The sequence below is a fragment of the Streptomyces aureus genome, assembly GCF_000725495.1.
GTDB lineage: Bacteria > Actinomycetota > Actinomycetes > Streptomycetales > Streptomycetaceae > Streptomyces > Streptomyces aureus_B.
In genome coordinates, this window is the sequence record NZ_JNZD01000007.1 from 190,532 (window position 1) to 207,212 (window position 16,681).

The 16,681-nt window shown below is 69.4% G+C and carries 16 protein-coding genes and 1 pseudogene; 3 read left to right on the plus strand and 14 right to left on the minus strand.

Annotated elements, in window-relative coordinates:
• Window positions 1-18: 18 nt before the first annotated feature.
• Window positions 19-154: pseudogene (locus IO36_RS48155) on the plus strand (IS630 family transposase); the annotation flags it as partial.
• 106 nt (window positions 155-260) lie between these two features.
• Here IO36_RS48155 and IO36_RS15020 read toward each other — a convergent pair.
• Both IO36_RS15020 and mobF read right to left on the minus strand, forming a co-directional pair.
• A complete protein-coding gene (locus tag IO36_RS15020; RefSeq protein ID WP_037620159.1) occupies window positions 261-560 on the minus strand; it encodes a hypothetical protein in 300 nt (99 codons plus the stop codon).
• A 16-nt stretch (window positions 561-576) separates the two neighbouring features.
• Entirely contained in the window at window positions 577-5,406 is a 4,830-nt protein-coding gene (gene mobF / locus IO36_RS15025; protein ID WP_037620162.1) for a MobF family relaxase, read from the minus strand.
• Between the two features lie 405 nt (window positions 5,407-5,811).
• On the opposite strand from mobF, the gene IO36_RS46825 reads away from it, so the two are divergent.
• Complete coding sequence (locus IO36_RS46825; protein ID WP_051900500.1) at window positions 5,812-6,282, plus strand: hypothetical protein; 471 nt, start codon at window positions 5,812-5,814, stop codon at window positions 6,280-6,282.
• Entirely contained in the window at window positions 6,279-6,659 is a 381-nt protein-coding gene (locus IO36_RS15035) for a hypothetical protein (protein ID WP_051900501.1), read from the plus strand. Before IO36_RS46825 ends, IO36_RS15035 begins: the two co-directional genes overlap by 4 nt.
• Before the next feature lie 141 nt (window positions 6,660-6,800).
• Here IO36_RS15035 and IO36_RS15040 read toward each other — a convergent pair whose 3' ends face one another.
• From IO36_RS15040 to IO36_RS15100, 12 genes are all read right to left on the minus strand, one after another.
• The gene (locus tag IO36_RS15040) at window positions 6,801-7,337 is read right to left on the minus strand and encodes a hypothetical protein (protein ID WP_037620164.1); all 537 of its coding nucleotides are present in this window, start codon (window positions 7,335-7,337) and stop codon (window positions 6,801-6,803) included.
• Window positions 7,338-7,483: 146 nt separating this feature from the next.
• Window positions 7,484-8,134: a hypothetical protein gene (locus IO36_RS15045; protein ID WP_051900503.1), complete on the minus strand. Its 651-nt coding sequence runs from the start codon at window positions 8,132-8,134 to the stop codon at window positions 7,484-7,486.
• 111 nt (window positions 8,135-8,245) lie between these two features.
• Entirely contained in the window at window positions 8,246-8,995 is a 750-nt protein-coding gene (locus tag IO36_RS15050) for a hypothetical protein (protein WP_037620166.1), read from the minus strand.
• Between the two features lie 120 nt (window positions 8,996-9,115).
• Complete coding sequence (locus tag IO36_RS15055; RefSeq protein ID WP_037620167.1) at window positions 9,116-9,733, minus strand: hypothetical protein; 618 nt, start codon at window positions 9,731-9,733, stop codon at window positions 9,116-9,118.
• 214 nt (window positions 9,734-9,947) lie between these two features.
• A complete protein-coding gene (locus IO36_RS15060; RefSeq protein ID WP_037620170.1) occupies window positions 9,948-10,214 on the minus strand; it encodes a hypothetical protein in 267 nt (88 codons plus the stop codon).
• A gap of 400 nt (window positions 10,215-10,614) precedes the next feature.
• Entirely contained in the window at window positions 10,615-11,505 is an 891-nt protein-coding gene (locus tag IO36_RS15065; RefSeq protein ID WP_051900504.1) for a hypothetical protein, read from the minus strand.
• A gap of 105 nt (window positions 11,506-11,610) precedes the next feature.
• Window positions 11,611-12,042: a hypothetical protein gene (locus tag IO36_RS15070; protein WP_037620172.1), complete on the minus strand. Its 432-nt coding sequence runs from the start codon at window positions 12,040-12,042 to the stop codon at window positions 11,611-11,613.
• 424 nt (window positions 12,043-12,466) lie between these two features.
• Window positions 12,467-13,222 (minus strand): hypothetical protein, encoded by a 756-nt coding sequence (locus IO36_RS15080; protein WP_037620177.1) that lies wholly within the window; start codon window positions 13,220-13,222, stop codon window positions 12,467-12,469.
• A 117-nt stretch (window positions 13,223-13,339) separates the two neighbouring features.
• On the minus strand, window positions 13,340-14,287 hold the full coding sequence (locus IO36_RS15085) for a hypothetical protein (protein WP_037620178.1): 948 nt from the start codon (window positions 14,285-14,287) through the stop codon (window positions 13,340-13,342).
• Between the two features lie 84 nt (window positions 14,288-14,371).
• Complete coding sequence (locus IO36_RS15090) at window positions 14,372-14,773, minus strand: hypothetical protein (RefSeq protein ID WP_037620181.1); 402 nt, start codon at window positions 14,771-14,773, stop codon at window positions 14,372-14,374.
• A gap of 296 nt (window positions 14,774-15,069) precedes the next feature.
• On the minus strand, window positions 15,070-15,807 hold the full coding sequence (locus IO36_RS15095; protein ID WP_158997365.1) for a phosphoadenosine phosphosulfate reductase domain-containing protein: 738 nt from the start codon (window positions 15,805-15,807) through the stop codon (window positions 15,070-15,072).
• A 237-nt stretch (window positions 15,808-16,044) separates the two neighbouring features.
• A complete protein-coding gene (locus IO36_RS15100) occupies window positions 16,045-16,653 on the minus strand; it encodes a hypothetical protein (RefSeq protein WP_037620185.1) in 609 nt (202 codons plus the stop codon).
• Between the last annotated feature and the right edge of the window lie 28 nt (window positions 16,654-16,681).

Genomic DNA, 16,681 nt, shown 5'->3' on the forward strand with positions numbered 1-16,681 from the left:
CCGCGGTGAAGCCAGCCCATCCGCAGACTCGCTGCCTACCTGCGGCAAGTGCACGGCCGTGTCATCCGGATCGGCCGCGAGGCGTTACGGTGCGTGCTCGCCCCGTCGCGGTGTCACCTTTCAGCAGACCAAGACGTGGAAGTGGTCCCCGGAAAGGGGGCTCGGCTGCTTCCCGCCCGATCACCGCGGGGGCACGTCGGTGGACACCGCATCGGGCTCGACGCCTGGGTGAAGCCTGGGCAGCCCGGTGGCAAAGTTGGCTATTGCCTCGTGTCGGCGGCCAACTCGCCAACCATGAAGGCCCGTACGGCTTCTTCGAGGATCGCCGTGTATCGCCTGAGTTCGTGATTCTCCTGGACCAGCGGGCTGTCGCGGTCTGGGTGTGCCGCGAAGGCCTCGTCCATCTCCCGCAGGCGGGCCTCAAGTTCCGACTGCTCCGGCGCTCGTCCGGCGGCTACGGCGAGCCGGGCGGCTCGCCGGGCGGCGAACTGCGTGAGGAGTTCCCGCTGATCTTTGGTGAGTCCTTCGTTCGTGGTGACGTTCTCGTCCTTCTCGTCCATTCCTTCATCTCCTCACTCACGTTCCCGGTCCCCTGCGCGATCCCGGGTTGGGTCCGCGGCGCCGGTGGTGGTTTTGTTCGTCCTGTGTGCTGTCGGCCCGCCGCCGGGGAACGGAGTCGTCCGCCGGTACGCCAGGTGTGAGGGGGGCCAGGCCGCGCCGTGCACGTTCGGCGTCTCGGTGGGCCCGGACTTCTTCCAGGCGCTGCTGGATGCGGGAGCGCTGGAAGAGCGTCATGGCCTCGTGCAGTTCCGACCACTGCTCCCGCTCTTCGGCCTCATCAGGAGTCTCTCCCAAAGGCTCGTCGGAGTCGATCTGGTTCAGCATCCGATAGGCGGCGAGAGCTGCGACGAGTTGCTGCCACTGCTCCTGCTGAGCGGTGTCCTCCGAGTCTGGCGAAGGAATCTGCTCGACCCACTCCTCAACAGGTTCCTGTCCTTCCAGGGCGCGGCGCAGGGCGAGTTCGGCGAATGCTGCGGCGGCGGCCGATACCGCCTCCCGGTCCTCAGGTTCGGACACGTGGGCGTCGAGCAGTCGGTACTGGAAGTTCTCGGCCGTGCGTGCGGCGATCCGCATCCCGGCCGACGGCTCGTCGGGCCGGTGCCGCGCGGCGGCGGATGCGCGAGCACGGCGGCCGACCTCGGCGATGCGCTGCTGGAAGATCGACCAGGCATGGGCGTCGCGGGGATCAGCCGGCTGCTCACCAATGCCGGGAACGTCGTCTCCCAGAGCGTGGCGGATGCGCCACACGTCCGCTACCGCCGCCGTGCGCTCCCACTGTCCGCGAAGGTCGGTTCCCTCGACGGGGACCGGTCCGAGGACCCGGGTCCACGTCGGTGGGGACTCGGCCAGAGCAAGTCCCATCTGCTCCAGGCGTTCGGAGAGCACGAAGCGCCGCTCGACCAGGTGTTGACGCCAGCCCTCCGGAGTGTCCATGTCCCGTACGGCGGCGGAGGGAGCGATCCAGTCGGGCAGGTGACCGCTGTTGTCCAGGACCGGTGCCGGATGGTGCGGGAGCTCGTCGCGCAGCCGTTGTTCGGCTCGGATTTTGGCGGCGATGAGCTGGGCTCGCTTGAGTCGTTCCCGGGCCGTGTCCTGGCGCTGGAGGTTGGCCGTGCGTTCGGCGCGGGTGGCTGGCACGGGCTGGCGGGCGGTGTGGCCGGCGCCACGGCCAGGTTCGCGCTGCCAGTCTTCGCGCATCCGTTCGCGTGCGGGCATCGCCCTGCGCAGCTGCTGCTCGCGCCGCAGCAGGGCGTGTTCCGCAGCAGCGGCGCGTTCGGCCCCGTGGTCCCCTTCGTGTTCCGCGCGGCGGATGCGGGCCCGCACCTGGGCGATGGCTGCGGCGAGTTGGGCCCGGGTGAGGTGTCCGTGTGCTCGGTCGGGCCAGGCGGGGTGGGGAAGTCCGTTTGCCACGACCGGCCGGGGCTGGCTGTCGACGGCGGCGTCCGCGCGCAGCAGTTCCTCCAGGGCGGTCCGGCGGTGCTGCTCGGCGAGTTCCAGGAGGCGCTGCAGTTGTTCTGTGCTGAGCGTATTCAGTGGGCGGCTGCCAGCCGGCTGGGCCTCCCGGCGGGTGGCACGTTCGGCTGCCTTCTGTCCGGCTTCGACGCGGTAGTCGATGCGCCAGGCGAGCACGGCAGCCGGGTCGTCCGCGTCCGCGAAGTCCCTTTCGTCGAAGGCGATCCGGATGAGCTGGCCGAGGTCCCAGCCTTCGGCTTCGGCTGCGCGCAACGAGCGCTCGGCGACCTCCCAGGCGTCCGCGGCGATGAACATCTCAGCCTCGGGCCCAAGGACACGGCGGGTGAGGCTCTGCAGCCGCTGGCTGGTGGCGCGGGCGTAGACGTCGGTGTACTCGGCGACGAGCTGGCCGATGCTGTAGGCGCGTTCCTGTTCGGCCTCGATCATCTCGTGGGCGGAGACGGAGGCCTGGCTGCTGTGGGCCACGGTGTCCAGCACGTCGCGCATGTTCTGGGCGTCGTCGGTCACGACATAGATGTGGTTGGACTGGCTCCCCCGGGTCGCCTCGACGTACGCAGCTTCCCGCGAGGTGCGCGCGCTGATGAGGCCGTGGGCGGCTGCCACCGTGATGCCCTGGGCTCGGTGTGTGGTGTATGCGTACCCGAGTTCGGCGTGCCTGCGCAGGTAGCCGCGCTGCAGAACGATCCGTCCGCCGTGGCCGGTGTGTCGGACGTGGGCGTTTCCGCGCTGGTCGATCCGCTCGATCAGCCACTGGTCGCCGTTCTTGACGTAGTCGCGGCCCCCGAGCAGGGAGAGTTTGCGCTGGTTCTTGCGGGTCACGATGACATCGCCGACCGCGGCTTGGAGCTCGTCGCGCAACCGCGCGGTCCGGCTCAAGTCAAGGCGGCCGGAGGCGAGTTGGAAGGCCTGGGCTCGCAGGTTGAGTTCGCGGACCATCTCGGCGTCGTCGGCCATCATCAGCGCTTTCAGACCGGCCTCGACGTCGTGTTGCCACCCGGCGAAGACGGCGCTGAGCATCTCCTCGCGGCTGCCGCCCACGACCCGCCCCTGGTCGAGGTACCAGCTCCAGGCATCAGCCGGATCGCCGTCGCGCAGGACAAGGGTTGCCTCCCCCTCGCCCTCGGTCTGGAAGCGGTGGAGTTCTTCCAGCTCCACCACGCCGACAGTGCGGGCGAGTTGGCGCAGCAGGCCTCCCGACTCGATCGAACCGAGCTGCGCGGGATCTCCGATGAGTCGGACCAGGGCGCCGGCGGACTCGGCCTCGGCCACCACGCGCGCGAGGTTTCGCGTACCGGCCATGCCCGCCTCGTCCACCACGATCACGTCCCCCGGGCGCAGCGCGTATTCCTCCGAGACGGTCTTGCGGCGCTTGCTGCTGCGGCGTTTCAACACGCGGTGGACGATGCTGCCTTCGGTCAGCTGCTCGCGCTGGGCGAGCCAGCCGTGCAGCGTGTACGCCGTGGTGCCGAGGTCGCCTTCGATGACCTTCATCGCGCGTGAGGAGGGGGCAAGAGGTATGAGCCGTCCGCCCCCGGCCGCCACTGCGTCGCGGACGAGCTGGAGTGCGGTGGTCTTGCCCGCGCCGGCGGGGCCGATGCCGCCGACGACGAGGCGGTCGGAGCAGGCGAACGCCTTCGCGAGCCGGCGCTGTCCGGCATCCAGCTCATGGCCCTGGAAGTGGTCGGCGACCTCCGTGAACCGGTCCCCGGCGAGCGCGGGGACCACCACGGTGCGCGCGGCGTTCAAGACGCGGCCTTCTGCGGCCAAGACCTCACGCGAGGTGTACAGGACGGACTCGCGGCGCCGGTAGATGCTCGTGCCGTCTGCCCGCAGAAGAGGCGCGAACGGTCGGTGTAGGTCGGGCGGTGTGATGCTCAGCGAACCATGCGCCAGCACGCGTTCGGTGATGCGCTCGGCGAGCCCGTCGGCCGCTGAGCTGCGACCTCGGGTGAGCCGTACGACGTGGCGTCGCGACTCGGCCAGCACGTGCCGCTCGCCCCACACCGCTCGGGCATCGGACACCACGGCAAGGACGTCCTCAGCGGCCTGCACCACATCGATCTCGGTCAGGTCGCTGCTTCCGTCACCGGGTGCGGACGCCGCGACCTGCGCCGTACGCAGCAGCGAGTCAACCCGTTCCCGGCCGACGGCGGCGATGGCCTGCCTGCGCCATGCCGCCCGCAACTGGGCCAGGGACCGCCCCTTCTTCTTGGCCGGCCTGGTCTCCAGCGTGGCCTGCTGGATGAGCGCCATCCGGGCCGCAGTCCCCGGCTCCTTGCCGTGCTCCTGACGGTAAGCCTGTAGCAGTTCCTCCAGCCGCGTGCCGATGTCCCGCGTGCGCTTCGAATGCGGCTCCAGCACCCCGCGGTCGAAACCCTTGATCCCCATGACCGGCCGCTTGCCCGGGGTGACCTCACGCTCCTCGGCCTCCAGCCCGAGCCGCGCGCACACCTTCTCGATCACGATCTGGTTGTAGAACTCGGAGGCGGCGACCCCCATCGCGTACAGCAGCTTCCCGTCGATCGAGCGCCACTTGCCGTCGGTCCCGCGGACCTTGTTCGCCACGACCAGGTGATGGTGGAGAAGGGGTTCGCCGAGCCGGTTGTCGTAGTGCTTGAAGAGGGAGGCGACGAGTCCGCCCCGCACGTCTTCCTGGGCAATGCCGTTGATGCCTGTGCGGGTGGCGAGCGCGTGCTCTTCGATCCAGCCGATCGTCTCAAGGACCGCTTCCTCGTCGCACTCCATCGTGATCCGGCAGACGTCCTCGTCGCCCTCACCGAACAGACCCTTGCCGATCTCCTCCGGAGGACGCAGGACCAGGTCGTATCCCACGACCGCCTGCTGCTTCGAGGCAGTGTTCGCGCTGATGTAGCGAGCGAGTTCCTCAGCGTCCTTGGGAGAGCGCCCGAAGTCCGCACGGAACGCGATGGCGCCGGCCTTGGCGCGCACCTTCTTGCGCTCATCAGCGGTGGCCTCCGCGCCCTTGCGGGCTTCGAGGGCCTCGATCTCGTCCTGGATCTTCGCTGCGAGGGGGCCGGCGGTTTGGTCGTACCGGTAGAAGCGGCGGCCCAGCCGTGCCCGGCGGGTGGCCTCGGCGGGTGAGAGCCCTTCGGCAATGGCCGTCTTGATGATCTCGTCCGCGTTCGGGTGCAGTCCCTCGCCGTACAGGGCCTCCATCTGCTCCTCGGACACCGTCCCGGAGACGCCGAGTTCCGCGATTCCACCACCGATCCATACCCCCGGCGGATTTCCCTCCGCCGTGTAGTAATCACCCAGGTCACGGTCGGGAGAACGGCGTACATCGCCGGTGATGGTCTCGCTCGTGTAATAGCGATAGCCATCCCCAGCTGAGAGCTTGTGGATGGTCATCATGCACTCAGATTACCTTGTGTCATTGTGAATGCAAGAGCTTTGACCGTGAAGAAGGGGGGTGCAGGGAAGGGGAGTTGGCGAGCGAGGAACGAGCCGAGCCAACGAGCCGACCTGCACCCCCCTTCTTCACGGACCGCGAAGCGCTCCCGGTTTTCCGCAGGTCCGCTCTCCTGAGCGGACCTGCGGAAAACCCGCAGTTCGCGTTATCCACAGGCAAGATCAAGTAATTCAGAATGCCTCTGAATGCCTCTGGCTGCGTCATTCGGAGAAGACCTCAAATTCCCCATGCGGGAAGCGTGGATTCATCGGCCACAATGACCCAGAACCCATCGTTCAGGGGAGGCGAGTTGGATGGCTCAACGGAGTCCGCGGAAATCGGCGCGGGAGGTTGACGCCCGCGAGCGAGTGCGCGCACGCCGAGCGGCGCACTGGGAGCGAGAGCGGCGGCTGGAGGACCTGGCCACCGACTACGAACTGGCAGCACAGGAGATCGAGGACGTCACCGAAGCGGCCGAGGAGAAGATCGCCGCCTACGCCGCCCGGCTGCGCGGTCAGGCCAAGACCGCGGAGGAGGAGCTGCGGGACCGGCAGGCCCGGAGCGTCGGACAGATGCTCCAGCTCGACGGCGTCCGTTCCGTCGCCGACCGACTTGGCGAGTCCGTGGAGACCATCCGCAAGGTCGCCGCCGAATCCACCAGCACGCAGGAAGACCCTGCGCCGGATCAGAGCTCCGCACCGGCCGCGACTACCGCACGCGAGACACCGACCGGCCAGCCTGTTTCCGCCTCGGCCACGCACACGGGCACGCCGCATGGGCCGACGCTGTCCGGGTCGGCCGAGGAACGCGCGGCCTCGACGCGAGAGGAGAAGGGATGACATCCAACACGGTGGCCGAACGGCCGATCGAGGACCTCAGCCCCGAGTGGATCGGTCTCCTGATGGAGGTGGAGGACGAAGGAGGAACGACGATCGGCTTCCGCCTCGGCCGCTACGAGAGGACCATGGTCGACGGCAAACCCATGTGGCGCCTCTACAGTGACCAACCCGCCTGGAGCGTCACCCTGTACGCGGGGACCAAGCTCCGCTGTGTACCCCCGGCACCCGCTCCCGGGAGCCAGACCGGCCCATACCCGCAGCAGCCGGTACCGGCCGCCCACCCCGCACCGCAGGTACCCCAGTACCCCGAATCAGCTCCGCCGGGGCCGACTGTTCGAAGCCCGCAGTCCTGGGTGAACCAGCCGCCGCGCCAATAGGCAGCGTCGGCACAGGCAGCGAACGAACAAAGCCGCGGGCCCCCGCACCGACTCAGGGGATGTCGGTACGGGGGCCCGCGGCTTCGCGCTGCGCCCCTGGGCGTGCATGCCCTGGCGGGTGCTCGGGCCGGCTGCCTCGGGTCAGCGGCGGACGCGCAGGGTGCCCTTGGGAGTGCGGGGCATGCGAGCAACGGGGGCGGCGGTTGGGTGGGTTACTGGTTCGCCTGGGACGGCGGGCGCCTGCTCGGGCCCTTCTGGCGCGCTGCGCTGTGCAGGAGGGTCGTCGTAGCGCGTGAGGATGCGGGCGATAGCGGCAGCCGCGTTGCGGTCCTGGGAGTGCAGGTCTCGCTCCCAGAACTCGTACGGCGTGCCGCGCCTTCGCTCGAACTCGCCCATGTATCCGAGGTCTCCCCACTCGGCGCCGTCCGGGTAGTTCGACAGGCACGTCCAGCCGTATCCGTTCAGGTTCTCCGGGTGGATCTCGGTGACGACCAGGTGGCCCCACGGCGAGTGGTAGACGACGCACGGCGCCTGTTCGGCCGGGAGGCGGGGTTCGCGGGGGGCGAGGGAGCGCAGCACGCTCGCGCCGGGGTAGAAGGGGTGGCCGCGCAGGGTGCGCTGCGACTCGAACAGCGGCATGTCGGAGAGGGGGTGGAACCTCGGGATACCCAGTCGCATGGGATGTGCTCCGTTCGGTGCGGGCCCGGGGCGCGCGGCCCCGGGCCGGGCGGGCATGGTCAGTAGCGGAGGGGTATCGGGGTGAGGCCGTTGCGGGCGGCCAAGTCCTCGGCGGGTGTCCTGCACCACCCCGGGGCCACACCGCGTCAACCGCGAGCGTGGCTCGGGTGGCGGAGCACGAACAGCGCCTTCGCCTGGTCGGTGGTGGAGCGAACGAGCCGGGTGAAGTTCTCCCCGCCCCACACCGTCCACCGGTCGCCGCCGATCTGCGGCGACCACGTGAGCGCGTACCGTTCACCGTCGGACGTGGTGACGTCCCACCATCCGCGCTGCGTGCGCGCCGTGACGGTGGCGCCGTCGATAGCGGGAATCTCCGGACGCGGACCGTAGCGGCGCTCTACGTACGACAGGTAGTCGGCCGTCGGCTCGATCGCGATACGCCACCGGCGCCGGGAGGCGTCCGCCCCTACCTCCGTCCACGTCCAGCCGAGCACGGGACGAAAACCTGCCTTCACCAGCGCACGGGCTGCCGCTGCTTCCGCGTCGTCCTGGCGAACGTCGTGGCGGATGTCCAGCCGGATTACGTGCGCCGTGGCGCACAAAGTGCCGGACTCGTCGAGCAGCCACACCACCGTTTCCCGGGTGCCCCGGTTCCGTACCAGCTCCGCTGTCACCGGCCGCGTGCGCTCCTCCGCCCGCCGGTCACGCTCCAGTGCCTCAGCCTCCGTCCACTCCCGCCGGCCGGTGTCGTCTGTCGCGGGTCGGTGAGCCGCGGGCTGTTCGTCCTGCGTGGTCATGTCGTGGTGTTCCTCTCCGTGGGGTTGGGGCCGTGCTCCGGATGGGGTGGCCGGTGCTCCCCGGCCCGACTCGATCGGGCCGCACACCGTCTGTGGTGGGGGCTGCGGTGCCTAGAAGGGGGGTTCGTCATGGCGGCGGGCACGGGCGATGTGAAGCCGGTTGTTTGCCTCGGCCAACCTCTCGCCGTCCGCGACCTCGAACGCACTCCGGTCGACCGTGTGACCGCATTCCCACGCCGTGCACACGTAGACCGGGCCTGTGCTCGGGTACAGGCCGGGCACGGGCGTGTAACCGCCGTAGTGGCACTCGGAGCAGATGTGCGGCGTGAACACCTCATGCCCGATGAACAGCTCTCCCGTGTGGCGCTGTTCAGTAATCCGGGCCCGCGCCCGGCCGCGCTGGATGCATGCCTTGTCCTCACACGCCCGGCTGCCGATGACCCCGTCGGTGGAACCGTCGTACAGGGTCACGGTGCCGGTGTCCTCGCACGAGCCGCAGAACGGGGTGCCCTCCGTGGCGTGTTTGAGCATCGCGAGCCCCACCCACTCAGCCGGTGAGAATTCGAGGTAGCGCACCAGGGCGCCCAGGGTGCCCGGCTCGACACCTTCGGGCCGTCCGTGGCACGTGTGGCGGCGGGCCTTGTGATCGGTGACGACGTACCAGCGGATCCGGTCGCGCACCGGAAGGCCATTGCCCTCCAGCCGGTGACCGGTCTCGATGAACAGGGACTGTCCGGCGGTCTGGCCGTCCACGCCCTCACGCGCCTTTCCGGCCGACTGGGGGCCGTCGAGTCCGAGGACGTCACCGGCCGCGTTGAATGCGTGCACGGTGTAGCCGTTGGGATTGGTCTTGCTGGTCATCGTGCGGGTTCCTCTCACTCGGGGGACTGCCCGGTCGGCCCCCGGGCGGGTGGTGGAGCCGGGGTGCGGCAGCCGTGCCCCGGCCGGTTTCCTGGCCGGGGCACGGCCGCGCAGGGCGGGTCAGTCGCCCTTGCGGAGTTCGCGGATGGTGTCGGCGACGCGGGCGGCGATGTCCCCGAGACGGTCGCTGGACCACACGTCGGCGACGTCGGTGCGGCGTGCCTCGGGCAGGGTCTCGACGTAGAGGACACCGCTGTCGGAAACGGCGAGGGTGTAGCCGCCGCTCTCGCCGTCTGCCTGGAGGTAACCGCGCACGCCCCACGAACCGGAGTCTGCGAACCACTCGTCGCCGAGGAGATCGGCGGCGGCGCGGCCGATGTCGGAGACGGCGAACGGGTATTCGGTGCCAGGCTCGGGGTGGTAGTGGCCCGCTTCGTCGCGCGAGAGAGTGACGACGTACGCCTTCTCGTACGCCACGATGGCGTCCAGCGCGACACGGCTCGCGAACCGGCGGTACCGGCGGCGACGGGCGACCTCGGCGAAGCACACGGCCACGATGGCCTCGTGAACCTGCTTGGCGGTGTCGGCCCAGACCGCGACGTGGTTGCGGTTCGCCGCGTACTCCCGCATCACGGTGAGGCGCATCGCGAGCAGAGGGGCCACCCGTCTGGGGAAGGCGGAGTAACCGCCAAACGCGGCGCGCGCCTCGATGGCGTGCGGGGCGGTGGTGATACGCATGATGGAGTCCTTTCGAAGCAGGCCGGTTACTCCCCGGCCCGAAGCAGTGGGGCGCGTGACGGACGCTCTGAAGAGCGGAAGAGGGGGAAGGGCGCCGGGCGCGCGGCGTTCCGGCCGGCTCGTGCGTCGACGACGTTCACGAGCGAGCTCGCGCGTGGGAGCAGCCGCGCATCCCGGCGATTCGAGGGATCCCGGCTCGCTGGCCGGGCGCCGCTCAGCCCATGCTCAGCGGCTTGTGCGGCTCGTTCCGCTCCCAGTCCTCCGTGACGTCACGGCCGTCGCGCATGACGGTGATCGACATTCCGTACGGGTGGATCACACCCTCGCGAGCCGTCTCCTCGCCGTGCTTCTCGACGTCACGCTTGACGGCGGCGGTCAGCGCCTCGTAGGCGTCGTGGTAGTCGTCGAACGGCTCGATATCGCCGTTCTCGCACACCAACAGGAACTCGGTCTGCTCGGCGTCTTCGGTGTCCTCGGCCAAGGTGATCTCCTCGGTGGATCGTGGGTTCCGGGGGCTTTGCCCTGCCCCCTTTCGACATAGGTAAATCTATCTTCCTTGGGTGGGGTGGTCAACGTGAAATCCCGGCCCAACAGGGGTCAGGCTCTGCGGATTTCGTCCGGGTCGCAGCGCCGTCGGGGTGTGCGGACGCGCGTGGTGCCGCACACGGCTACGGCGCTGAGCCGCCCCCGGGCCGGTGCCGGTGGATGCCCCCCTCCCCATCCCGGCAAAGAAAAAGCGGGGCCCGAACGGGAGGGGTGCAAGGACGCGGCGAAGCCCGTCCTTGCACCCCTCCCGCCGAGGGCCCCACACTCGATCGCCGGGATGCGAAGGTGAGAATGCTGACCGCGGCCTGTCCGATCGGGGACGGCGGTCGGCGGGGTCACACGGGAGGGGCCAGGAACTCGGCGATGGCCGTCTCGCTGTAGTAGGGCGTATCGGCCACCGTGATGACGGGGGCGGGGGCGCTCTTGCGCTTGAGAAGGGTCTTCACTCTCTCGCGACGCTGCTCGGGCGTGAGCGTGGCGGACGCCGCGGGCAGCCGTTCGGCGATCTGACTGCGGGAGATCAGACCGCGCTTCGGGAGAACCTCCTCGGCGGCCTGCCGCAGGTAGCGGGCCGCGACATCGAAGCTCACCCCGAGTTCCTCGGCCAGGGCCCGGCTGGTCAGGGTTTCGCCGTTGTCGAGCGCCGCGTGCAGGCGCCTGACGACCTCCTTGTGGCGGGTGTCCTTGGTGCCGGAATCGGCCGCGATCTCGGCGGGCCGGGGGCCGGTGTATCCCGGACGGGTGGTGTCGTACCACAGGAACCAGGCGGAGACCTCATCGGCGTCACACATGCGGTCGAACTCGTCGCGCGGCGGAAACGGGCGCTCGGGGTGATCCCGGTAGTCCGCGGCGAGGAGCCGCACGGCGGTCGGCGTCACACCGCGAAGACGTGCCATGTCAACCCAGCGCCACCGCTCGCCGGGCGTGTGGGGCATGCGCTGGGGCTCCGCGGCGAGCCGTGGCCCCCGGCTCACTTCCGGCGCCCGCTCGTCGGCGCCGAAGAGCTGCTTGCGCACCCACTGCGCGCCCTCGTCAAAGGGGAAGAGCTGAACTCGCCGCGCACCGGTCCGGGCGGTGTCAGCGAACTCCGGGTCGGCGTCCAGCCAGTTCCGGACCGTCTTCTCGGCGACGCCGGCGAGGTGCGCGAAGTCCTTGCGCGTGAGTTCCGGCGCCTCGCGCCGCAGCTGCGCGAGGCGCTGCTCGAACTGTTCTCTGGTCGTGGTCATCGTGGCTCATCCTGTCTCATGCAAGGACCTACACTGTCGGATACCTCAGGGGTGGTGCCTCGGTGCTGCGCTTGTGGGTTCCAGGGGCCGACGGCTTTGCCCAAGTCAGCACACCTCGGTGATGCTGGTACGGACTTCGTCCGTGTCGTCGGCCCCGCTTTCGTCTCCGGAGCCCTCGGCGGTTGTCCGGCGCGAGGCGAACCAGTCGGCGACGGCCTTCGCGCACGCGGCGGCGTGGACCATGAGGTCCCCTCCGGGCTGCGCCTCGTAGACGCGCTCGATGTCGCAGTAGTCCGAGCCGTCGTAGCCCTCGTATGCCATGGCGTACAAGCCGCCCGTGTACTGGGCCGCGGGGCGGCTGACAAAGCCGGGGGTGCTGAGAATGATGTGCTCGCTGTCCAGGGCTTTGTCCTGGGGAAGGTGCGGCGGGTGGGCGATGACGCAGTCCTCGTCGAGTTCCAGGAAGCCGGGGAATTCGACGACGGCCAGGGCGTGCAGCAGCACGGCTGCGACGGGAATGGCGGCGAGGTTGTTCATGGGAAGCATGCCTTTCGAGGTGATGGGGATCTTGTGCCGAGGGGGGAGGTGGTGGTCAAGCCGTCCGGCTTGACCGGTCGGGGCCGGTCAGCGGGGCTCGGTGTCAGCGGGGCTGAGGACGCCGATGCTGATCGCGAGAGCCGCCACGTCGGCGTCCGTAGAGGGACCTGCCTTGGATGGGGGGCTGGGCCGGGAGGTGACCAGGCGCAACCTGGCCGGGGCGACCAGACGAATGGCCTGGCGTACTGCCCGCTCGAAGCCCGCGCCCGGGCCGGCTGGAGTGCTCACGGTGATGGTCATGACAAGACTCCGCTCGGGGCCGTTCCTGGTGGGCGGGACGGTTCGCCCGCCCACCAGGAACGGCGTGGGTTCCGGGGTCCGCCGCTCGGCTTGCCCTGCCGGACGGTGGACGAGAAGGCTTCGGTCAGCGCGGGGAGGAATTGCTCCAGGCGCTTCCGGGGCGCTCCGGGTGGGGCCGGAGGAGCTCGTTGCGTCGCTCGGCGTAGGCGGCGACGTCCTCGGTGTGCAGGACCGTACGGTCCAGCTGGTTCTCCTGTACGTGCCAGATGCCGTCGCCCTCGTCACCGTGCGGCCGGAAGGCGAGGATGAGCTTCTGCTCTTCCAGGGTGGCCAGGACGATGTGTGCCTCCTGTTCGGCGCGCGGGAGCTGTTCGAACTTCAGCTGGTTCCAGTCGGCCACGAAGAAGCGCACTCCGTTGGCGAAGACGTTGTTGGAGCTGAGGTTCAGCCGCTCGGCGCACAGCAGCAGATCGGCCAGAAGACGGGCGGTCACCTCGCTCACGTCGGAGGCCGACAGGGCCGCGAGTTCCTCTACGTCGACGAACCTGTCGAAGTCGAACCGCTCGAATTCCCCGCGCAGTTCCCAGATGCGGCGCTGGAGAAGGTCGAGGGTGTTGGGGTCGCGGCGGGCCCAGTAGTGCAGGACGTCGCTGAACAGGGTGGTGATCACGGTTTCCGCCTCGCTGCGGAAGACGGGGCTGGTGCGGAGCACGTCCCACCCGGCGTTCCATTGGTCTTGGCCGTAGGTCAGGACGGCGCGCAGACCGCGGGCGGCGGGGTCCTGGTTGAATACGGCGCCGACACACGAGGTGTCGAGGTATTCCCACACGGCGGCTTCGCCGCGGTGGGTGCGGGTCTTGATGCGGGATCTGGTGTCCATGCTCGGTTGCCTTTCGAGTGATGCCGGACGGCAGTTCGCCGGCTGGAGGTAGCGGTGAGTGGAGACCGGGACGCGGGCGGCCGTTTGCGTGTCCGCGTCCCGGACTCAAGGGAGGGGTCAGAACTCGGAGAGGTGGGCGTGCGCGTTGTCGCGGATCCACGACGCGGCGAACTTCGCGCAGTCGGCGGACTCCTCGGCGATGCCCCCGGGCACGTGGGAACCGCTGTAGAGCGTGCGGATCTGGTCGCCGTCGGCGTTGTGCAGGGTGACCGTCCACGGTTCCTCGTGGGCGTCGATCGGCCGATCGGCACTTTCCCCGGACTGGACGAACAGGCGGGGGCCGGTGTGGACGTCCTCGCCGTTGGCGGAGGTGTCGAGCGGGATCACGCGGTAGGTGATGCCGCACTCCCACATGGGGGACGACGGCACGCCGTAGGCGCCGAGGGCGGCGTGCAGCACATCGCCCTCGGTCGGCGCGGGCTCGTCGACGGGGCGCAGCTCGATGTAGCTGCCGGGCCGAGCCACGGTGTAGGTACACGACGCATCGAGGAGGATCCGCGCAGACAGATCCTTCTGCCACAGGCCGAGGACGAACTCGACGCGGTCGGCCGACAACGAACGGGGGTGATCGATGGCGTCGCCGTCGTGGGAACTGGAATACGCCGCGGTGTAGTTGACGGCGTGCGCGACCGGATTGGCCGGAGCGATCACGGTGCCTCGCTCGGGTACGGGGTGCACTTCGCGGTGTGCTGCGCCGAGGGCCAGCCGGTGGGCGGCGGCAACGACCTCGTAGGCGGCCGTCAGGGCCTCCTCCTCCCGGAGGGCCTGCTCACGGACCGTTCGCTGAGCATCGGCGGCTTCGATCCACTTGTTGCTGAAGTCGGCAGGAAGAAGCCGCTGTTCGGAACGGCACTGAAGGAGGCTGTCGTCCGTCTTGCTGATCTGTCGCCTGTGCCTGGCTGCCGCCCTCCGGCGGAGCGCTAGCACGGCCGTGGTCAGATCCAGCTGATGACGCGCGGCTGTGACTCGTTCGCGGGCTGCGGTGCGCATCGCGTGTGTCTGCATGGGGTGCTCTTTCGCGTGGGTGGGTTCGGCTCCGGTGCGCGGCTTTGCCCTGCCGCGCACCGGAGGAGTACAGGGGGTGGGACGTCAGCCGAGGGCGTCGGCCAGGAAGTCGAGGAGAGTCCGCAGCGAGTGCTGTACGTCTTCGTCCCCGGGCACCTCCTCGTCCGTCAGAGAGGTGAGGAGGGTCCGCAGCGAGAGGCCCAGGCCCTCGGCTCCGGTTGCCTCCCACACGTAGGAGAGGAGGTCGGCGCAGATCGCTCCAGCCATTTCGGGGGCGTAGGTGGCGTTGAACGTCTCCCAGCCGTCGGGCGCGTCGGCCCAGCCCGGAGCGATGATGTTGCCCTCACGGTCGATCTTCGTGCCGTCTTCGCCGACCCAGCGGAGGGCGTAGGCCAGGTGGGCATGCCCCCGCTCCGGCGGCGTCGATTTGATGAGTTCGGCGTAGTCGGTAGGCGCCTTGATGTCGAGAGGCCCTGTGAAGTCCATGGGCGGGCTGCCTTTCACGGTTGTGGGTTCGGTGCCGGAGCTCGGTTTGCCCTTCCGCGCTCCGGCTGGGAATCGAGACGGTCGGCTCACGCGGCCTGACGATGGCAAGAGGCGGCGTCCGGAGCCGTTGACCCCGTGTCGACATAGGTAAATCTATCTTTTGGTGGGGAGGGGGTCAACGGCGTTCCGGGGCGCCGGACCCCCCGAACTGCCGGGTTCGTGGATGAATTCCCGGGTAACCGCCCTGCCGGAGTGAGCCAGGGCGTGATGTGGCTGGGGTGTATCCCTTGGTCCGGTCAGCTGCGGGCGAGTTCGATAATCTGCTTCAGGGTGAGGTTCTTCTTGAACGGCTTGCCCAGGCGCTGTTCCGCCCCGGCCCACTCCGCGAAGATCTCGCGGTTGATCCGCGCGGACGCGATCAGGTCGGCCCGCTTGGCCAGCGGGCACGCTCGGCAGCTGAGCCGTCCCACGTGCTCGTAGGCCGGATGCCACGGGATGCCGTGCTTGCGATGGGCCTTCCAGACTTCGTCCGTCTTGAGGTGGTGGACCGGCAGCCAGGTCGTGACGTCGCGCAGCGTCTTCGCGGTCATACGGTGCTGCTCGATGACCGGCTTCCTGGCGCGGGCTCGGGACTCCTCGGCGCGCATGCCCATCGCGTACCCGGCCCGGATGGGGCGGCCGAGCCGAAGTTCGGCGGCGATTTCGTCGACGTAATCGCGGCCGACGGCGGTCTTCAGATCCGAGGTACAGAACCTGGCAAAGAAACCTGGAAAGTTGCCGTGGTCCATGACCCGGTCCCACAAGGACGGCCACCGCTGACTGCGCCGGACGGCGAACGGCACCCCGTACAAGTCGGCATGACTGCGGGCCACTCCGAGCGCGCCGGGCCACTCGATCAGGTGCCCGTTCGGCGTACGGCCGAGATCACAGTGCAACACCCTGACCTTGTGCAGTTGACCTGCCTGGTCGGCCTGCGTGCACACCTCGTGCACGAGCACGCCGCTGTCCTTTCCACCACTGTCGCCGACAATCACGACGTCGTTGCGATCCCAGTCGAACCCGGCGGCCGGCGCGGGCAGGGGCGGCGGTGCGAAGAGTTCGAGCTGGGCGCCGCACCCGCTACCGCACGGCGGAGGGGTGCTGAGGTTTCGGGGCATGACTCTCTCCCAGATGGAGGTGTTCGGTGGGGCTGCCCGGACCCTGGGCAGCGAGGGGGTCAGTCCCGGCTGCCTGGCATCGCCGAGGTGGCGCCTGCCAGGCAGCCGGCTGGATCAGCGCAGCGGGATCTGGGCCGCGTAGGCGGTGATGACTGCGTGCGCCGCGGCCTCGCTGAGGCGCAGGATCTCCAGGTTGCAGACGGCGGTCATGTCCGGGCCGGACAGTTCCAGGAGGGCGATCCCCTCCACCTGCCAGCGCCCGGACAGCTCCGAGCTGTAGATCGGCGTGTCGGACGCCTCCTCGTCGTAGCCCGGCATCGGTCGGCTGTCGGCCACGCCCAGCAGTCCTGCGGTCTGGCTGTCCAGCCACCGGGCGGCCTCGCCCTTGAAGTCGGCCGGGTCGTGGAAGGCGGCCAACTCTTTGTCCGGGGCGCTGCTGACGGCGGCGAGGACGATGGGCGCCAAGGTGAGCGGCAGGAGTGTGAATCGGAGGTTGTGCCCGTTGCGGTAGTAGGTGTTGGACCACCTGACGGAGGTGGCTCCGTGGGTGAACGTGACGTCCACCCACGGCGGTTCGGTGGGGCGGGAACGGGTCACCTGGGGGCGGATGCCCCGGGTGAGCAGCAGCCGGATCGCCATGTGGGTGGTGCGGGTGTGCTGGACGGTGCGGGCGGTATGGCCGATGCGTTCGCGGGCGTCGTGCCGGGGGTCCGGGAAGACCATGCGGCGCTCCTTCGGCTTGTGGGCGCCG